The sequence below is a fragment of the Microlunatus parietis genome (assembly GCF_013407955.1).
Lineage (GTDB): Bacteria > Actinomycetota > Actinomycetes > Propionibacteriales > Propionibacteriaceae > Microlunatus > Microlunatus parietis.
Window position 1 is genome coordinate 2,280,352 of record NZ_JACCBU010000001.1, and the last position, 15,522, is coordinate 2,295,873.

At 70.2% G+C, this 15,522-nt stretch carries 16 protein-coding genes; 12 read left to right on the forward strand and 4 right to left on the reverse strand.

Translation table 11 applies throughout. The features are described 5' to 3' along the window. The first annotated feature begins 26 nt into the window (after window positions 1-26). From BKA15_RS10835 to BKA15_RS10860, 6 genes are all read left to right on the forward strand, one after another. Complete coding sequence (locus BKA15_RS10835) at window positions 27-791, forward strand: FkbM family methyltransferase (protein WP_179750641.1); 765 nt, start codon at window positions 27-29, stop codon at window positions 789-791. After that, complete coding sequence (locus BKA15_RS10840; RefSeq protein WP_179750643.1) at window positions 788-2,020, forward strand: glycosyltransferase family 4 protein; 1,233 nt, start codon at window positions 788-790, stop codon at window positions 2,018-2,020. The genes BKA15_RS10835 and BKA15_RS10840 overlap by 4 nt, the downstream gene beginning before the upstream one ends. Window positions 2,021-2,089: 69 nt before the next feature. Beyond that, a complete protein-coding gene (locus BKA15_RS10845) occupies window positions 2,090-3,733 on the forward strand; it encodes an extracellular solute-binding protein (RefSeq protein ID WP_179750645.1) in 1,644 nt (547 codons plus the stop codon). After that, entirely contained in the window at window positions 3,726-4,775 is a 1,050-nt protein-coding gene (locus BKA15_RS10850; protein WP_312878938.1) for a LacI family DNA-binding transcriptional regulator, read from the forward strand. The genes BKA15_RS10845 and BKA15_RS10850 overlap by 8 nt, the downstream gene beginning before the upstream one ends. Continuing rightward, the gene (locus tag BKA15_RS10855; RefSeq protein WP_312878939.1) at window positions 4,772-5,851 is read left to right on the forward strand and encodes a glycoside hydrolase family 130 protein; all 1,080 of its coding nucleotides are present in this window, start codon (window positions 4,772-4,774) and stop codon (window positions 5,849-5,851) included. The genes BKA15_RS10850 and BKA15_RS10855 overlap by 4 nt, the downstream gene beginning before the upstream one ends. Window positions 5,852-5,878: 27 nt before the next feature. After that, complete coding sequence (locus BKA15_RS10860; RefSeq protein WP_179750647.1) at window positions 5,879-7,981, forward strand: heparinase II/III domain-containing protein; 2,103 nt, start codon at window positions 5,879-5,881, stop codon at window positions 7,979-7,981. Here BKA15_RS10860 and BKA15_RS10865 read toward each other — a convergent pair. Both BKA15_RS10865 and BKA15_RS10870 read right to left on the reverse strand, forming a co-directional pair. Beyond that, complete coding sequence (locus BKA15_RS10865) at window positions 7,965-8,300, reverse strand: XRE family transcriptional regulator (protein WP_179750649.1); 336 nt, start codon at window positions 8,298-8,300, stop codon at window positions 7,965-7,967. The two genes, BKA15_RS10860 and BKA15_RS10865, sit on opposite strands and share 17 nt — an antisense overlap. A 322-nt stretch (window positions 8,301-8,622) precedes the next feature. Next, window positions 8,623-9,042, reverse strand: coding sequence for a DUF1761 domain-containing protein (locus BKA15_RS10870; protein WP_179750651.1), 420 nt, complete (start codon window positions 9,040-9,042; stop codon window positions 8,623-8,625). Between the two features lie 50 nt (window positions 9,043-9,092). Between BKA15_RS10870 and BKA15_RS10875 the strand changes: the two genes are divergently transcribed. The 5 genes from BKA15_RS10875 (at window position 9,093) to BKA15_RS10895 (ending at window position 12,481) form a co-directional block, all read left to right on the forward strand. Next, complete coding sequence (locus tag BKA15_RS10875) at window positions 9,093-9,737, forward strand: winged helix-turn-helix transcriptional regulator (protein ID WP_179750653.1); 645 nt, start codon at window positions 9,093-9,095, stop codon at window positions 9,735-9,737. Between the two features lie 23 nt (window positions 9,738-9,760). Then, window positions 9,761-10,255 (forward strand): hemerythrin domain-containing protein, encoded by a 495-nt coding sequence (locus BKA15_RS10880; RefSeq protein ID WP_179750655.1) that lies wholly within the window; start codon window positions 9,761-9,763, stop codon window positions 10,253-10,255. A gap of 63 nt (window positions 10,256-10,318) precedes the next feature. Beyond that, on the forward strand, window positions 10,319-11,032 hold the full coding sequence (locus BKA15_RS10885; RefSeq protein WP_179750657.1) for a nucleotidyltransferase domain-containing protein: 714 nt from the start codon (window positions 10,319-10,321) through the stop codon (window positions 11,030-11,032). A gap of 93 nt (window positions 11,033-11,125) precedes the next feature. After that, window positions 11,126-11,605, forward strand: a complete 480-nt coding sequence (locus BKA15_RS10890) for an NUDIX hydrolase (RefSeq protein ID WP_179750659.1) — start codon at window positions 11,126-11,128, stop codon at window positions 11,603-11,605. 537 nt (window positions 11,606-12,142) lie between these two features. After that, on the forward strand, window positions 12,143-12,481 hold the full coding sequence (locus tag BKA15_RS10895) for a hypothetical protein (protein WP_179750661.1): 339 nt from the start codon (window positions 12,143-12,145) through the stop codon (window positions 12,479-12,481). A gap of 18 nt (window positions 12,482-12,499) precedes the next feature. Here the strand turns inward: BKA15_RS10895 and BKA15_RS10900 are convergent, their stop codons facing one another. Both BKA15_RS10900 and gcvT read right to left on the reverse strand, forming a co-directional pair. Next, the gene (locus BKA15_RS10900; RefSeq protein ID WP_179750664.1) at window positions 12,500-12,784 is read right to left on the reverse strand and encodes a hypothetical protein; all 285 of its coding nucleotides are present in this window, start codon (window positions 12,782-12,784) and stop codon (window positions 12,500-12,502) included. Continuing rightward, the gene (gene gcvT / locus BKA15_RS10905; protein ID WP_179750666.1) at window positions 12,781-13,893 is read right to left on the reverse strand and encodes a glycine cleavage system aminomethyltransferase GcvT; all 1,113 of its coding nucleotides are present in this window, start codon (window positions 13,891-13,893) and stop codon (window positions 12,781-12,783) included. Before gcvT ends, BKA15_RS10900 begins: the two co-directional genes overlap by 4 nt. Before the next feature lie 87 nt (window positions 13,894-13,980). On the opposite strand from gcvT, the gene BKA15_RS10910 reads away from it, so the two are divergent. Next, complete coding sequence (locus tag BKA15_RS10910) at window positions 13,981-15,477, forward strand: leucyl aminopeptidase (RefSeq protein ID WP_246322318.1); 1,497 nt, start codon at window positions 13,981-13,983, stop codon at window positions 15,475-15,477. The last annotated feature ends 45 nt before the right edge of the window (window positions 15,478-15,522 follow it).

A 15,522-nucleotide genomic window follows, 5' to 3' on the forward strand; every position in this document is an offset into this window, starting at 1 on the left:
ATCCGCCGGCTCTAGCTTCGGAGGACATGTCCACCGACCAGCTGCTGCCCACTCGCCACCCCAACCGACCGGCGGCGGCGCTCCGCCTCAGTGCCACGATCGGGGTCGCCGAGCCGGAGATCCTCGGTCTTGATCAACTCGTCCGGCCGGGCGACGTCTGCTTCGACATCGGCGCAGGGTACGGCATGTACACGTTTCCGCTGGCCGACCTGGTCGGTCCGGCCGGCCGGGTGTACGCGTTCGAACCGCTGCCGGTGCCGCACCGGATCCTCAGCACCCTGCACCGGCGGACCCGGCTGGACCAGGTGATCATCCGGCGCGCGGCGGTGGGTCCGGTCGCCGGTGATCAAGAACTCGTGTTGCCGTACCGGTTCGGGCTGCCGATCCACGGCTGGGCCCACCTCAACTCGGGCCAGGTCCGGTCGGGCCGCCGGATCTCCTTCTCCACAACGCGGATCCTGCCGACGCCGGTGATCACGATCGACGATGTCTGCCGCGAGCAGGAGGTCGAGCGGGTCACCTTTCTCAAGATCGACGTCGAGGGCTTCGAGCCGGCCGTTCTCGCCGGCGCCAAGGAGGTGCTGACCCGGGACCGGCCGACGCTGCTGCTGGAGATCGAGGACCGGCATCTGGACAAGTACGGCCACAGTGCGGCCGAGGTCGCCGACTCCCTGCGCCGGCTCGGCTACCCGATGCTGGCCTGGCGCGACCGCCGCTGGACGCCGGTGACCGAGGTGACCACCCAGGGCCGGAACTACTTGTTCAGCAGCGATCCGGCCGGACTCCGGTGACCGCACCGGCCCGGGTCGCGCTCGTCTGCGACTACCAGCTCGGCTACCTCGGCGGCGCGCAGACGGCGATGCTGGAGCAGGCCCGGGTGCTGGCCGGCGCCGGCCACCCGGTGATCATCATCGCCCCCGACGAACCGACCGCACCGACGCTGCCCGACGTCCCGGTTCTGCGCATTCCGAGCCGCGGCACGCTGCCCGGTCTGCGTCTGCCGTTGATCATGAACACTCCGGAGGTACGGGCTCGGCTGCGCGAGTGGCTTCATGATCACCGGATCGGCGTGGTCCATCTGCACTCGGAGTTCGGGCTGGCGGCCGCCGCGATCGACGTCGCCGGAGAGCTCGGCGTGCCGGTGGTGCACACCGTGCACACCTTCTTCTGGCAGACCCGCTTCCCCGCCCAGCGCGCCCTCGCGGCGGCCGTGACGGCCTTCCACCGGCGGCTCACCGGCTCGCCGGCCGACTCGGCACCGCGTCTCGCGGACCGTGCCGGCGAGTCGGCGCTCCGGGCGATGACCTGGCGGATCGCGCGCCGGGCCACGGTGGTGATCTCTCCTTCGGCGCACCAGGCCGACCGGCTGCGCGAGGCCGGGATCGACCGGGTCGCGGTGGTCCCGAACACGCTCGCCACGGCGCCGGAACCGGCCGAGCCGCCGCTGCCGTACCGTCCGGTCAAGATCATCTGGCTCGGTCGGTGCACCCCGGAGAAGCGGATCCTGCCGTTCGTCCGGGCCGCCGTGGCCGCGATCGGGCGGGCCGGACCCGGCCGGCTCCACGTCACGGTGGCCGGCGCCGGCCAGCAACTCGCCGCGGCCCGCCGGATCGCCGCCGGGACACCGGAGATCACCTTCCTCGGCGCCCGGCCGCACCACGAGATGGCCGGCCTGCTCCATGATCATCACCTGCTGGCCCTGACCTCGTACGGCTTCGACAACCAGCCGATGTCGATCGCCGAGGCCGTTCTGGCGGGCCGGGGTGTGCTGCACTGCGACCCCCGGCTGACCGAGGGAACCGACGGCGGTGCGGGCATCCTGACCGACGGTCCGGACGAGGCCGCACTGACCGCGCGGCTGGTCGAGCTCGCCGAGAACCCGGACCGGGTGGCCGCCGCCTGCCGGGCCGCCCGCTCGGAACGGATGATCTTCGAACCGGCGACCTTTCTGACCAAGATCAACGAGGCCTACCGGTCGGTTCGCTCGGCGGCCGGCTCACGGCGTGAACGCACCCGTTGACAAGGCCGCTGCGGCCCGCCTACCGTGCCGTCTAAACCGGTTTAGACGCAGGCGCGAGGGAGCCCGATCATGACGAAGTCGTCGTACATCAGCCGCCGTCAACTGTTGCGGACCGGTATCGCGGCGGGAGCCGCCACCACGGTCGGGCTGCCCGCCCTGGCCGGCTGTAGCAACGAGGGCCGCGGCAGTGCCGAGGGTTCACAGGCCGAGAACGACGCCGTCAGGCTGCCGGCCTACCTTCCGTACGCGGGAGTCAAGCCCGATCTGGTCGGGGCGAACGGTGTCAGCGACGCCTTCCTGGCCTACCCGGCGGACCCCGTGCAGGCCACCGACGGCCCGCCCGGAGACGGGAAGCCGGTCGCCGCGCTCACCATGTCCGGCTCGCCGCCGCCACCGGCCGTGGGCCGGAACGCGTTCTGGCAGGGATTGAATGAGCGGCTCGGCCTGCCGCTGTCGGTCCAGCTGGTCCCGCGCGCCGACTTCACCGACCGGTTCCAGACCGCAGTGGCCGGTGATCAACTTCCCGACCTGTTCAGCTTCACGATGGACCTGCCGTCGCTGCCGGCGATGCTGGCCAAGATGGCGGTCGACCTGACCCCGCTGCTGTCCGGCGACGCGGTCGCGAAGTACCCGTTCCTGGCCAACGTCCCGACCGACAGCTGGCGGCAGACCGTCTACGGCGGCAAGATCTTCGGCGTCCCGATCCCACGCGGCGCCGCCCTCAGCAGCATCCTGTACGGCCGAAAGGATCTCCTGGCCGCGCGCGGGCTCGATGCGGCCCCCGACTCCTGGGAGTCCTTCCACGCCCTCCTCCGGGAGGCCACCGGCGGCAAGGTCAACACCTGGGCCCTCGCCGCGGTCCCGCTGGCGGCCATCCGGCAGATGTTCGGCATCCCCAACACCTGGGCCGAGGACGGCGGCCGGCTGACCAGCGCGTACGAGGCCGAACGGCAGCAGGAGGCGCTGCAGGCGGGCCGGAAGCTGGTCGCCGAGAAGCTGGTCCACCTGGACGCCTTCGCCGTCGACCAGAACCAGCGCAAGACCTGGATCGCGAACGGGACCACGACGTTCGTCGAGGACACGTTCAGCGCCTGGCACGGGTTCGCCCAGCTGGCCGAGCCGAACCGGATCGAGGTCACCGCGTACCCACCGCCGCTGGCCGAGGGCGGCGGGGCCGCCAAGATCTGGCTGGGTTCACCGAGCCACAACATCACCGCGATCAGCATCAAGTCCGAGGCCCGGGCCGAGGCCCTGCTCGCTGTGCTGAATCATCTCGCTGCACCGTTCGGCACCGCCGAGCACCTCTACAAGTCGTTCGGCGAGCCGGGCGTGCACCATGAACTCAAGGGCACCGACCCGGTGCTGACCGAGCGGGGCAAGATCGAGACGCCGCTCAGCCTCGGCTATCTCGCCGAGGGCCCGTGGCCGCTGTACGCGCCGGGCAAGGCCGAGGCGGTGCAGCTGGAGTACGACGTCATGAAGTCGATGGTGCCGGACGGCCTGCGCAACCCGGCCCACGGCCTGTTCAGCCAGACCCAGAGCCGCAAGGGCGCCCAGCTCGGCGGCGTGCTGGAGGATCTCGAGTCCGACATCCTGCAGGGCCGCAAGCCGGTGTCGGAATGGGCCGGCGCCGTCGCCACCTGGAAGAAGAACGGCGGCGACACCATCCGGGACGAGCTGCAACAGGCGCTGGACGTACGCAACGGTGGCTGAATCCGGACGCCTGCCGAGCGTGACGATCATGGACGTGGCGCGCCGGGCCGGGGTGTCGAAGGGCCTGGTCTCGCTGGCGCTCAACAATCGTCCGGGGGTCGCCGTGGCCACTCGGCAGCGGGTCCTGGACGCCGCGGCCGACTTGGGCTGGATCCCGAATTCGTACGCCCGCGGGCTGTCGCTGCGGACCACCTTCACGCTCGGTCTGGTGGTCCGGCGGGACCCGTCGGTGCTGATGGCGAATCCGTTCTTCGCGTCGTTCATCACCGGCGTCGAGTCGGTGCTGAGCACCCGCGGCTGGTCCCTACTGCTCAGCGTCGTGCCCGACGAGGAAGCGGAACGGGACGCCTACCGCAACCTGGCCGGCAACCGGGCCGACGGCTTCTTCCTGACCGATCTGCGGATCGAGGACCCGCGGCCGGGCTTGCTCGCCGAACTCGGCGCCGAGGCCGTCCTGGTCGGTCCGCCGCAGCCCGGAACAGACCTGCCGTCGGTCAATCTCGATGATCGTCAAGGGGTCACCGCGTCCGTCGAACACCTGCTGCGCTTGGGTCATCGGCGGATCGCCCACGTGACCGGGGACGTCCGGATGGTGCACGGCGCCGGCCGTCTGGACGCCTTCCGGCGGGCGATGGAGCGGGCCGGCCTGGCGGCGGACCTGGTCCGGCCGGGAGACTTCTCGGCCGCGTCGGGCGCCGCGGCCACGACCGCCCTTCTGGCCGCGCCGCACCGGCCGACCGCCATCGTCTACGGCTCGGACTCGATGGCGGTGGCCGGGCTCAAGGTGCTGCAGTCTGCCGGGATCCGGGTGCCGGCGGACGTGTCGATCGTCGGCTTCGAGGGCATCGAGCTCGGCGAGTACCTCAATCCCCCGCTGACCACCGTCCGCACCGATCCGGTCCGCTGGGGCGTCGAGGCGGCCAAGCTGCTCTGCGCGCGGCTGGCCGGCGAGCCGGCCCCGCAGCAGTCCGATCTGCCGCCCGCCGAGTTGCTGGTACGGGACTCGACGGCGCCACCCGACCACACAGGAGATTCAGCGTGACCTTTCCCTACCGTCTGGAACGGGTCGGCGTGATCATGAGCCCGCAGCCCGGCGAGCCGAACGAGGTCGAGGGGGTGCTCAACCCCGGCAGCGGTCGCGGCCCCGACGGCGAGCTCTATCTGCTGCCCCGGCTGGTCGCCGCGGGCAACGTGTCCCGGGTCGGGCTGGCCCGGATGATCATCACCGACGGCGTACCGACCGGCGTCGAACGGCAGGGCGTGGTGCTGGCGCCGGACCGATCATGGGAGCGCGGGGCCGGCAACGCCGGAACGGAGGACCCGCGGATCACCTGGATCGAGCAGCTCGGCCGGCACGTGATGACCTATGTCGCGTACGGGCCGCTGGGGCCGCGAACCGCCGTCGCCACCTCTGTTGATCTTCGCATCTGGACCCGGCACGGGCCGGTTCACTATGCCTACGACGATGCCCTCGATCTCGATCTGAATCTCTTTCCGAACAAGGACACCGTCTTCTTCCCGCAGCCGATCATCGCACCGGACGGCACCGAGAGCCTGGCCGTGCTGCACCGTCCGATGTGGGACCTGGAGGATCTCCGGCCCGGGCAAGGCAGCCGGCCGCCGGCCTGGCTGGCCGATCCCCGGCAGGCGATCTGGATCTCCTTCGTGTCGCTGGCCGAGGCGCTTCATGATCTTGGTGCGCTGACCCGCTGGCGCGGGCACCGGTATGTCGCCGGCCCCGAGTACGCGTTCGAGGAACTCAAGATCGGCGGCGGGCCGCCGCCCTGCCGGGTGCCGGAGGGCTGGCTGATCCTGCACCACGGCGTCACCGGCGAGCTCGGCAACGCCTTCGAGCCGCAGCAACGAGTCAACTACGCCGCCGGCGCGATGATCTTGGAGGCCGACGAGCCGTGGTGGGTGCTGCGCCGGACCGCCGAGCCGCTGCTCATCGCCGAGACCGACGAGGAGCGGACGGGCACCGTACCCAACGTCGTCTTCCCCACCGCGATCGAGGAGATCGACGGCGCGCCGTACGTCTTCTACGGCATGGCCGACTCCCGGATCGGGGTGGCCCGCCTCGTCCGGGACGATCCCGGATCGCTTTCCGCCGACCGTTGAACCCATCCCCGACTGGAGTCTCCCGCCATGTCCCTCTTCCTGCGCGCCCTCGGCCTCTCGCTCGACGGCCGCGACACCGATCCGGCCTACGCCGCCGCCTGGCGGACGGTCCGGGCCGCGGCCGACGCCTCCCTGACGTCCACGCTGACTGCCCGAGGCATCACCGACCGACTGTCCGGCTGGGGCCACAACTACTACTGCCCCGAGCACGGCGGCGCACTGGAGTTCGACGAGACGCAGCCGGATCGGCACCGATGCGCGGAATTCGATCATGAGGTGACCGGCGAGCAGTTCGACACCGGCTGGGCGTACGTACGCAACAACCGGCTCCTTGATCATCTCGCGGCGTCGTCGCTGGCCACGGCCGTGACCGGCGCGGACCCGGACGCCGAGCGTGCGGTGGAGATCCTGACCGGGCTGGCCGAGGTCTATGCCGAGCTGCCCCGGCACGGCACCAAGGTCGGCCAGGGCCGGCTGCTCGCGCAGAGCCTCGAGGAGGCCGTCGCGGCGACCGGTCTGGCCCGCAGCTTCGCGCTGATCGCCGACCGACTGACGCGTGATCAACAACAGTTGATCATGGAGCAGCTCTTCCGGCCGATGGCCGACGTGATCGCGGACCAGTTGATGAACCGCACCCACAACATCGAGGTGTGGCACCTGGCCGGCCTGGCCTCGCTCGCCGTCGTCCTCGATGATCGCCCGCTGGCGTACGCGACCCTGAACCGGCGGCACGGGATCCGGGACCAGCTCGCCGACGGCGTGCTGCCGGACGGCTGGTGGTACGAGGGCGCGCCGGGCTACCACTTCTACATGCTGACCGCGGTACTCGCGGCCGTGGAGAGCTACCGGGCGCTGGGCATCGAGACCGACGCGGCGGACACCCTGGAGCGGATGCTGCTGACGCCGATCGAGACGGCCCGCAACGACCTGACCGTGCCGGCGTTCAACGACGGCAACCCCGCACTCACCGTTGCGCCGGGGCTCGCGGCGCGCAGTGATCTCTACGTCCGCGGTGCCCGCGTCTGCCGGTCCACGCGACTGGACCGGTTCCTGGAATCGCCGCTCAGTCAGGGATTCGACCGGACCAGCAGCACGTACCTGATCTTCGGCCGCGGTGGTGCGCCGTCGCCCGGACCGGTCGCCGGCTGGCCGGTCGGCCGGCGCGACGTGCTCCCCGACAGCGGCTACGCGATCCTGCGCCGGCCCACCGCAGCGGACGGCGGCGAACCCGACACCTGCGTGTTCCTCAAGTACGGTCCGCACGGCGGCGGCCACGGCCAGCCGGACAAGCTCGAGATCGACCTCATGATCAACGGCGCCCGGGTGATCGCCGATCCGGGCTGCGTCGCGTACACCCATCCGCTGCACCGGCCCTGGTACGTCCAGACCTGGTCGCACTCGACGATCTTGATCGACCGGATCAGTCAGCCGCCGATCAAGGGCACCCTGCTCGGCCACCGCCCGGTCACGCCGGACTCGTTCGGCATGATCGACGCCCAGGTCGCGTTCGGCGAGAAGCCCGACCCGGAGGGGGTCCAGGTGCTCTGGCACCAGGACGACCCGGCGCCGGTCGCCGCCTACGCCGGCGTCACGCTGCGGCGGTTGTTGATCATGACTCCGCCGGCGCTGGGCGACTACCTGCTCGACCTGGTGCTGGTCGATGCCGACCACCGGCACAGCATCGACCTGATCACCCACGTCCGCGGCACCCTGATCACCGACGACCCGGGCCGCCCGGCCACCGACCGGATGCTGCTGCCGCACTTCAGCCGGGTATGCCGCGTGGCCGACCCGACCGGCCGGACCGACTACGTGATCACCGACGACGGCCGGCCGCTCACCCGCTGGCACGCCGGGGCCGACGAACTGCTGACCGCCGTCACCCCGGACAACCCGCCGCATCAGACCTGCGCCAGCACCGTCGAACGGGTGGTCGGCGACCGCGCCCTCTTCGCCTCGGCCCTGTCGCTCGGCCCGTCCGGCATCACCGGCCTGCGGCTGCTCGACGGCGGCGTCGAGGTCGTACTCGACGGGACGAGCCACCACTGGCAGTTCGACCCAACCCTGCGAGCCGATCCGGCGTCGACCCGGTGGACCGAACCGCTGCTAGGCGTCAGTCTTCGATCGTGATCGTCTCGTCGGGAAACTCGGCGACGACCCGCAGCCGTCCGCCGAGAGCGGCAACGTAGGACTCGAGGGTGCCGACCTGAGTTCGGGACAAGTCACCGTTCTCCAGCTTCGACACGGCGGCGGCCGAGACGCCCATCGCCGCAGCGACGTCGGCCTGACGCGGCACATGCGCCTTGCGGATCTCGGCGAGCTTGTACGCCCGCTGAGCCTGCCGCATCTCCCGCCTGTAGCGGGTGACCCGGACCTCGTCAGTCGTGCCGAGGGCATGCTTCTCCGACCGCACGTCTTCCCAGCGGCGGGCCCGCTTCTTCTCAGCCATCTCTTCTCCTCATCGTCGTAGCTGCCCGCGAGCCATGCGGCGTACCGCTGCTCGGCGACCGGGATGTTCTCTCGGTACCACGTCTCCGGTCAGCCAGAGGGCGACCGAGCGTCGGCCCGTCCTGCGCGAGCGTGTCGATCGCGGCTTCGACTCGGTCGGCGAGGTCGGGGTCCTGGTCGGCGAGCTTGAGCAGCCACTCGCTGACTTCGTCGGCGAGGATCACTGACCACACGCGAACAGCTTAACCCACAGGTTAAGTCACCCAAGCATGCACGGGCTGACGGAGCCGATCACCGGCGTCGTCGATCGGGCCACCGCGTTGCTACGGGAGCAGCCCGATGACGAGGGCCATGCCCAGGAACAACACGAGCTGGTACCCGCAGTTGATCACGGTGAGCCGGGCCGGTTTCTGCTCGAAACCGTTGTGCTGCGCCAGGGTGGACGCCGAGAAGCCGAGCCAGGCCACGGACCCGACGGCGAGTTCGAGCCATGGCGAGCCGCCGCCGAAGTAGCCGGACGCGACGGCGCAGGCGAGCGCGAGGGCTAGGGCCGTCACGATGATCGAGGCGATCAGCACGACGAACGGCCGTCGGCCGGCTCGCGCCGAGTCTTCCTTGGTCACGCCGGTGAGCTTCCGCCAGGTGGCACCGATGAGTCCCCAATCGCTGTACCAGACCCAGGCGATCACCATCCCGACCACGATCGCGGCGACGACGGCCGGCCAACTGACACTCAACTCCACAACGGGCTCCTCACTCGACACTCCCGATCAACTTGATAGAATCAACCGTGATGGAAACAGTCAACCAGACGAGGGCACCGCGCAGCTACGGGCAGTTCTGCGCACTGGCTCGCTCGCTGGACGTCGTCGGTGATCGCTGGACGCTGCTGATCGTGCGGGAACTGCTCCCCGGACCGCTCCGCTATACCGAACTGAAAACGTCGCTCGACGGCATCGCGACGAACCTGCTGGCCGCGCGGCTCCGCACCCTGGAGGAGCATGGGATCGTCGCGCGCCGACTGGAGGAATCGGGTGTCGCCTACGGACTGACGCCCTGGGGCGCCGAACTGCGGGAACCGATGGAGGCGCTCGGCCGCTGGGGCGCACCGCTGCTGGCGACGGGCCGTGGCGACGACGCGTTCCAGCCGCGTTGGCTGACCCTCGCCCTGCCCGCCCTCCTTCGCGGAGCGACCGCGGACCCACCCGTCGAACTCGGCATCGAGACCGACGGCTTCCGCATGGTGCTGCGCGTGGACCAGGACGGTCCACGTGCGTTCGTCCGCCCCGAGGCCGAGCCCGAGACCTGGCTCGTCGCGGAGCCGGACGTCATCGTCGCCCTCGCCGCCGGTGAGCTCACCGTCAGCCAGGCCCTCGCCCAGGCCGAGGTCCGGGGCCCTCGTAGGGTCATCAGGTCGGTCTTCGCGTCCGGCCGCTGAGGAGAGGTCAAAAGAGAGCCACGATGTCCGAGCACGATCGAGCCGTCGCCTGGGGCGAGGAGCTGCAGCGGATCCACCGCCGCCTTCGGGACGCCCTGGCCCTGACCAGGAACGCGATCGACGATGCCGAGACCGGTGCCGGGACCACTGCGGACCCGAACGCCGACGCCGCCCGCGATCTGCTGCTCTACTGCCGCGGGTTCTGCCAGGCACTCTCCGGTCACCATCGCGGCGAGGACGCGGTCCTGTTTCCCGAGCTGCTCGCCGACCACCCCGCGCTGGCTCCCGTGATCACCCAGCTGAGCACGGACCATTCCATGATCGAATACCTGCTGAACGGACTTGCCGCCGCCATCGAAACCGGGGCGCCTGCGGCCGAGCAACTCCGCCATCTCGACGGGATCGAAGCCGTCATGGAGACTCACTTCCGCTACGAGGAGAAGATGCTGGTCGGGCTCCTCAACGCGAGCGAACTCGCCGGGACCAAGCACGGCTACCTCGGGCCGCTCGCCGAATAGCCCGGCCCTACCCACTCCCTGACTCCTGGAACGCACGCCGTGCCATCGCGTAGGTTCGGCGCCGTGACCGAGCGAACGGACGGCGTGATCGAACGGGCCCGGGCCTGGGCGGCCGAGGATCCGGAGTTGCTGGGGCTCGTCGTCTACGGATCGGTCGCGCAGGGTCGGACCCATGAGCTGTCCGATGTTGATCTTGTCGTGGTCACGGCAGCCGGCAGCAGGGAGCGGCTCTGGGACCGCCGACTCGAGATCGCGGCACGTCTGCTCGCCGAGCCCGTCGCCTGGTCGCACGAACTGCCATGGCAGGGCCAGCATCGCTTCCAGGCCTGGCGGTCAGACCTGCTCGGAGTTGACCTGACGTTCGACGAGGGACGGGTCGAGCAGCACGACGTGTTCGCGACCGGCCAACCCAAAGCTCTGGCCGGCGACGTGATCATTCCCACACCGGACCCACCCGATCCCCGTGGCCAGGCCAAGGCGCTCGATGCCGAGACCTGGATCTGGCTCCTCGGCATCCACAACCAGCTCCGGCAGGGCCGTACCTGGGACGCGTACGTCCAGTTCACCGCCCTGCTGGACACGCGTCTGGCCACCCTCCTCGGACCCGAGGAGGTCGCGGCGCTCGTGCCTCGGGCCGTCACGACCGACGAACTGCTCCGGCAGCTTCGACGCGCCGTCGCCGACTACGACCGATTGCGGCACACGGACGCTCTGGCCGACCCGACGTTCGCCCTAGCCTACGCCATCCGCACGGCCCTCCTCGGAGGCCTTGGGTGACTTTCCGCCGCGACTGACCGGCCGAAATTCACTCCGGTCGTTCCTACGGACCGACCCGGCATCGTGGGTGAGGGCGCAGCCTAGACTGATCCGGTGCCGACGCCCGAATACATCGCCCGCCTGCGCACCAAGATCGGCAACGAACTGTTGCTGCTGCCCGGAGTCTCGGGGGTGATCATCGACGGCGAACCCGGTGCCGAACGGGTCCTGCTCGGCCGCCGCGCCGACACCGGGCGGTGGGCCTCTGTCGGCGGGATCGTCGAACCGGAAGAACATCCGGCGACCTGCATCCTGCGCGAGATCACTGAGGAGATCTCGATCAAGGCCCGGATCGATCGGGTGGTGTTGATCACCACACATCCGCCGATCACGTACCCGAACGGTGATCAATGCCAGTTCGTTACCACGGTCTTCCGCTGCAGCCCGGTCTCCGGCGAACCCGCTGTCGGCGACGAGGAGTCCACCGACGTCGCCTGGTTCCCGATCACCGACCTGCCCGACATCACTGATCATGAACGTCGCCGGATCCAGCTGGCCCTGCCCAAGGAAGCCCCAACCGCCTTCGACCTCTGAGCGATCAGACGCGTTGTCAGTGGCTCGGTGCACAGTGTGCGCATGACCATTGACAATGATGCGGAGCCGAGAATGGCAAAGGCCCCGGGGGGTTTCCCTGGCAGTAGCCGGTACGCCGTGATTCCCGGGGCTCTCAGTAACCGCAAGACTACCAGTCCGACAAAGGTTCGGCGAACGATCCGGCCTCGCTGGCCGTGAGCGCGGACCAGTCGGTTCGTTGGACGATCCGCGACCTGATCTCCGCGCCGAGGCTGACTCCCTACCTGACGGCCTGCGGCGGTGATCTGATGGACGCGCTACGGCTCTATGACTGGAATGTCCAGGTCAGTTCGGCCTTCCACGAGTCTCTGCAGTACGTGGAGGTCGGCCTCCGAAACGTCCTGGACTCTCACCTGACGGTCTGGGCCAGAGCGCGCGGCGCCAAATCCGCCTGGTACATCGATCCCGTCGTCCCCCTGACCCGCCCGACGCGTGACCGGGTTGCCGAGGCGCGAAGGAACGCCACACGAGCCGGACTGCCGGAGACCCACGGAAAGGTTGATCGCCGAACTTCCGCTCGGGTTCTGGTGGACTCTTCTCTCCGCCCAGTACAACCGCTCCCTCTGGCCCAGCTGCCTGCGACATGCCTTCGAAGGAAAGGTCCGCCGGCAGGCTCTGCACTCTGCGCTGGATATCTTTCGGCTCCTGCGCAACCGCATCGCGCACCACGAGCCGATCCACACACGCAGTCTCGTCGACGACTATGCGTTGATCCGGGATACGGCCGGGAGGATCTCACCCATCCTCCGGCAGCGGATCGATTCGACCAGCCGGGTCGCGACAGTGCTGAAATCGCGTCCGATCCCGCCGGATCTCGGTGCCGACGCCTCCACCTGAATGACCGCGGGGACAGGCTCAGGCGTCGGCGCGCTTGCGGCGGAGGTCGCTGATCAACAGGTAGGTGCCGAAGGCGGCGAGCAGGGCGCCGGCGCCGATCACGATCGGGCGGGCCACGGCGGCCTTGGAGATCCGGTCGGCATAGCTCTCCGCCTCGCTGCCATCAGCCTTGAGACAGACGCTGCCGGGCGCCATCGGCTCGCCGCGACAGGTCAGCGTCTCGCTCGCCCCGAGGGTGAACGGGTAGGCCATGATCAACAAGCCGACGATGATCACCGCCACCTGAACGATCCGCTTTCTCACGGCTCGCGGACCCCGGGGGTGACGAAGGGCGGCTTGGTGATCACGAATTCTTCGGTACGGCCACGGACGTCGACCCCGACCACGTCACCGTCGGCGTACTCGGTGTCGATCAAGGCCAGCCCGACCGGGGTCTTCAACGTGGGCGAGAACGTGGCCGACGTGACCGTACCGATCACCGCATCGTCCTTCACCACGTCCATGCCCGGCCGGGCCGGCCGCCGACCGGTCGCCTTCAGCCCGCGCAGCAGCCGGTCCGGACCCTGCTCCTTCAACGAGCGCAGGGCTTCCGCGCCGAAGAACGTCTCCTTCTTCCAGCCGACCGCCCAGCCGAGCCGCGCGTGCACCGGCGTGATCACCGGCGAGATGTCCTGGCCGTGCAGCGGATAACCCATCTCGGTCCGCAGCGTGTCCCGGGCCCCCAGGCCGGCCGGCTGCAGCCCGTACGGTTCGCCGGCGGTGATCACCCGGTCCCACAGCGAGAGCGCCACCGCCGACGGAGCGACCAGCTCGTAGCCGCGCTCGCCGGTGTAGCCGGTCCGGCACACGGTGACCTCGGCGCCGTCATGATCGGCGACCACGAAGGACATGTACGGATGCCCGGCCTCGAACCCGGCGTTGCGCAGCACCTCGTCCGAGTGCGGCCCCTGCACGGCGACCACGATGTAGTCCTGGTGCCGGCCGGTGACCATGATCCCTTCCGGAGCGGCCTCGGCGAGGATCCGTACCACCTCGGCACAGTTGGCCGCGTTGGGGATCAGGAAGACCTCGTCCGGCGACCGCAGGTAGGCGATGAGGTCGTCGACCACACCGCCGGATTCGTTGCAGAGCAAGGTGTACTGCGCCTTGCCCGGCGTGATCTTGGCCAGGTCGGCGGTCAGGCAGCGGTTCAGGAACTCGGCCGCGCCGGGGCCGGACACCGTGGCCTTGCCCAGGTGGCTGACGTCGAAGATGCCGACCGCGTCCCGCACCGCGGCGTGCTCGGCGAGCACTCCCGCGCCCGCGTACTCGATCGGCATCGTCCAGCCGCCGAACTCCGCGAACTTGGCGCCCAGCACGACATGCCGGTCGTGCAACGGCGATCGGGTCGGATCGAGTTCACCCCTGGTCACGTCGCGAACCTACCGCACCGGCCCAGCGGATCCGGCCCCGACGGTAACCTGAGGCGAGCAGTTCTCCTGCCGACGAAAGGATTCACCTTGCCCGCCCCCACCCTGCCGTCGATCGACCTGGCCAAGACCCTGCCCCGAAGCTGCGACGTGCTGATCGTCGGGCTGGGCGGAGCGGGCGCGATCGCCGTACCGGAAGCGATCGAGCGGGCCCAGACGAAGCGGTACGGCGTCTCGGTGACCGATCTCGCCCGCTCCGTCGGCGCCAAGTCGGACGAGGGCAAGACCGCGATCCTGCCCGCCGCCGGTGACGGCCCGCGGTTGCTGATCATCGGTCTCGGCGACAGCGACCCGACGCCCGAGGGGTTGCGCAAGCTCGCCGGCGCCGCGGTCCGGCAGGCGGGTGGGCTGGCCGAGGAGGCGTCGCTGTCAATCGCGCTGGCGCTGCCGGCCGAGGATCCCGAGACGTTGCAGGCGATCGCCGAGGGCGCACTGCTCGGCAGCTACCGCTACCAGCCGATCTCGAGCAAGGTCGCGACGGCCCAGATCGATCAACTGACGGTGATCAACGACGCCAAGCTCACCGGCACCGGGCCGCTGCTGGACCGGGCCCGGACGATCGCCGCGGCCGTTGCGCAGGCCCGGGAGTGGGTCAACCTGCCGCCCAACCTGCTCTATCCGGACAGCCTGGCCGAGGACGCCCGGGCCCTGGTCCGGGATGCCCGGGTGACCGTCGAGGTGCTCGACGACAAGGCGCTGCAGAAGGGCGGCTACGGCGGGATCATGGCCGTCGGCGGCGGGTCGTCCCGGCCGCCCCGGCTGGTCCGGTACGGCTACACGCCGCGCGGCGCCAAGGCCCACCTGGCCCTGGTCGGCAAGGGCATCACGTTCGACTCCGGCGGTCTGAACCTGAAGCCGGGCGACAGCATGTACACGATGAAGTCGGACATGGCCGGCGCCGCCGCCGTGCTCGCCGCCGTCTCCGCGATCGCGCGGCTCGGCCTGCGCGTCACCGTCACCGCGTACGCCGCGCTGGCCGAGAACCTGCCCTCGGACACGTCGTACCGGCCGTCCGACGTGCTCACGATGTACGGCGGCAAGACGGTCGAGAACGGCAACACCGACGCCGAGGGCCGCCTCGTGATGGCCGATGCGCTGGTCCGGGCCGGCGAGGACAAGCCGGACCTGATCGTCGACGTGGCCACCCTGACCGGCGCCTGCGTCGTCGCGCTGGGCAACCGGACCAGCGGCCTGATGGCCACCGACGACGAGACCGCGGACCGGGTGCTGGATGCCGCCGAGGCGGCCGGCGAATCCTTCTGGCAGTTGCCGATCCCGGCCGAGTTCCGGGCCAAGCTCGACTCGAAGGTGGCCGACCTGCGCTCGACCGCCACCGACCGGGCCGGCGGCGCGCTGACCGCCGCCGCGTTCCTCCGCGAGTTCGTCGCCGAGGGAGTCAGCTGGGCCCACCTGGACATCGCCGGCCCGTCGTTCAACAGCGGCGAGCCGTACGGTTACACGCCGGCCGGCGGCACCGGCGTGGCGGTCCGGACCTTGATCGCGCTGGCGGAGGCGATGCAGGACTGACCGTACGGCCGGCCGCAGGTTGAGCCGGTCCGCGCCAGTTCGTTG

Bases quoted from the DNA above. Each gene is read 5' to 3' on its own strand.
- BKA15_RS10835 (WP_179750641.1), top strand. From the start codon at position 27: ATGTCCACCGACCAGCTGCTGCCCACTCGCCACCCCAACCGACCGGCG.
- BKA15_RS10845 (WP_179750645.1), top strand. From the start codon at position 2,090: ATGACGAAGTCGTCGTACATCAGCCGCCGTCAACTGTTGCGGACCGGT.
- BKA15_RS10860 (WP_179750647.1), top strand. From the start codon at position 5,879: ATGTCCCTCTTCCTGCGCGCCCTCGGCCTCTCGCTCGACGGCCGCGAC.
- BKA15_RS10865 (WP_179750649.1), bottom strand. From the start codon at position 8,300: ATGGCTGAGAAGAAGCGGGCCCGCCGCTGGGAAGACGTGCGGTCGGAG.
- BKA15_RS10875 (WP_179750653.1), top strand. From the start codon at position 9,093: ATGGAAACAGTCAACCAGACGAGGGCACCGCGCAGCTACGGGCAGTTC.
- BKA15_RS10880 (WP_179750655.1), top strand. From the start codon at position 9,761: ATGTCCGAGCACGATCGAGCCGTCGCCTGGGGCGAGGAGCTGCAGCGG.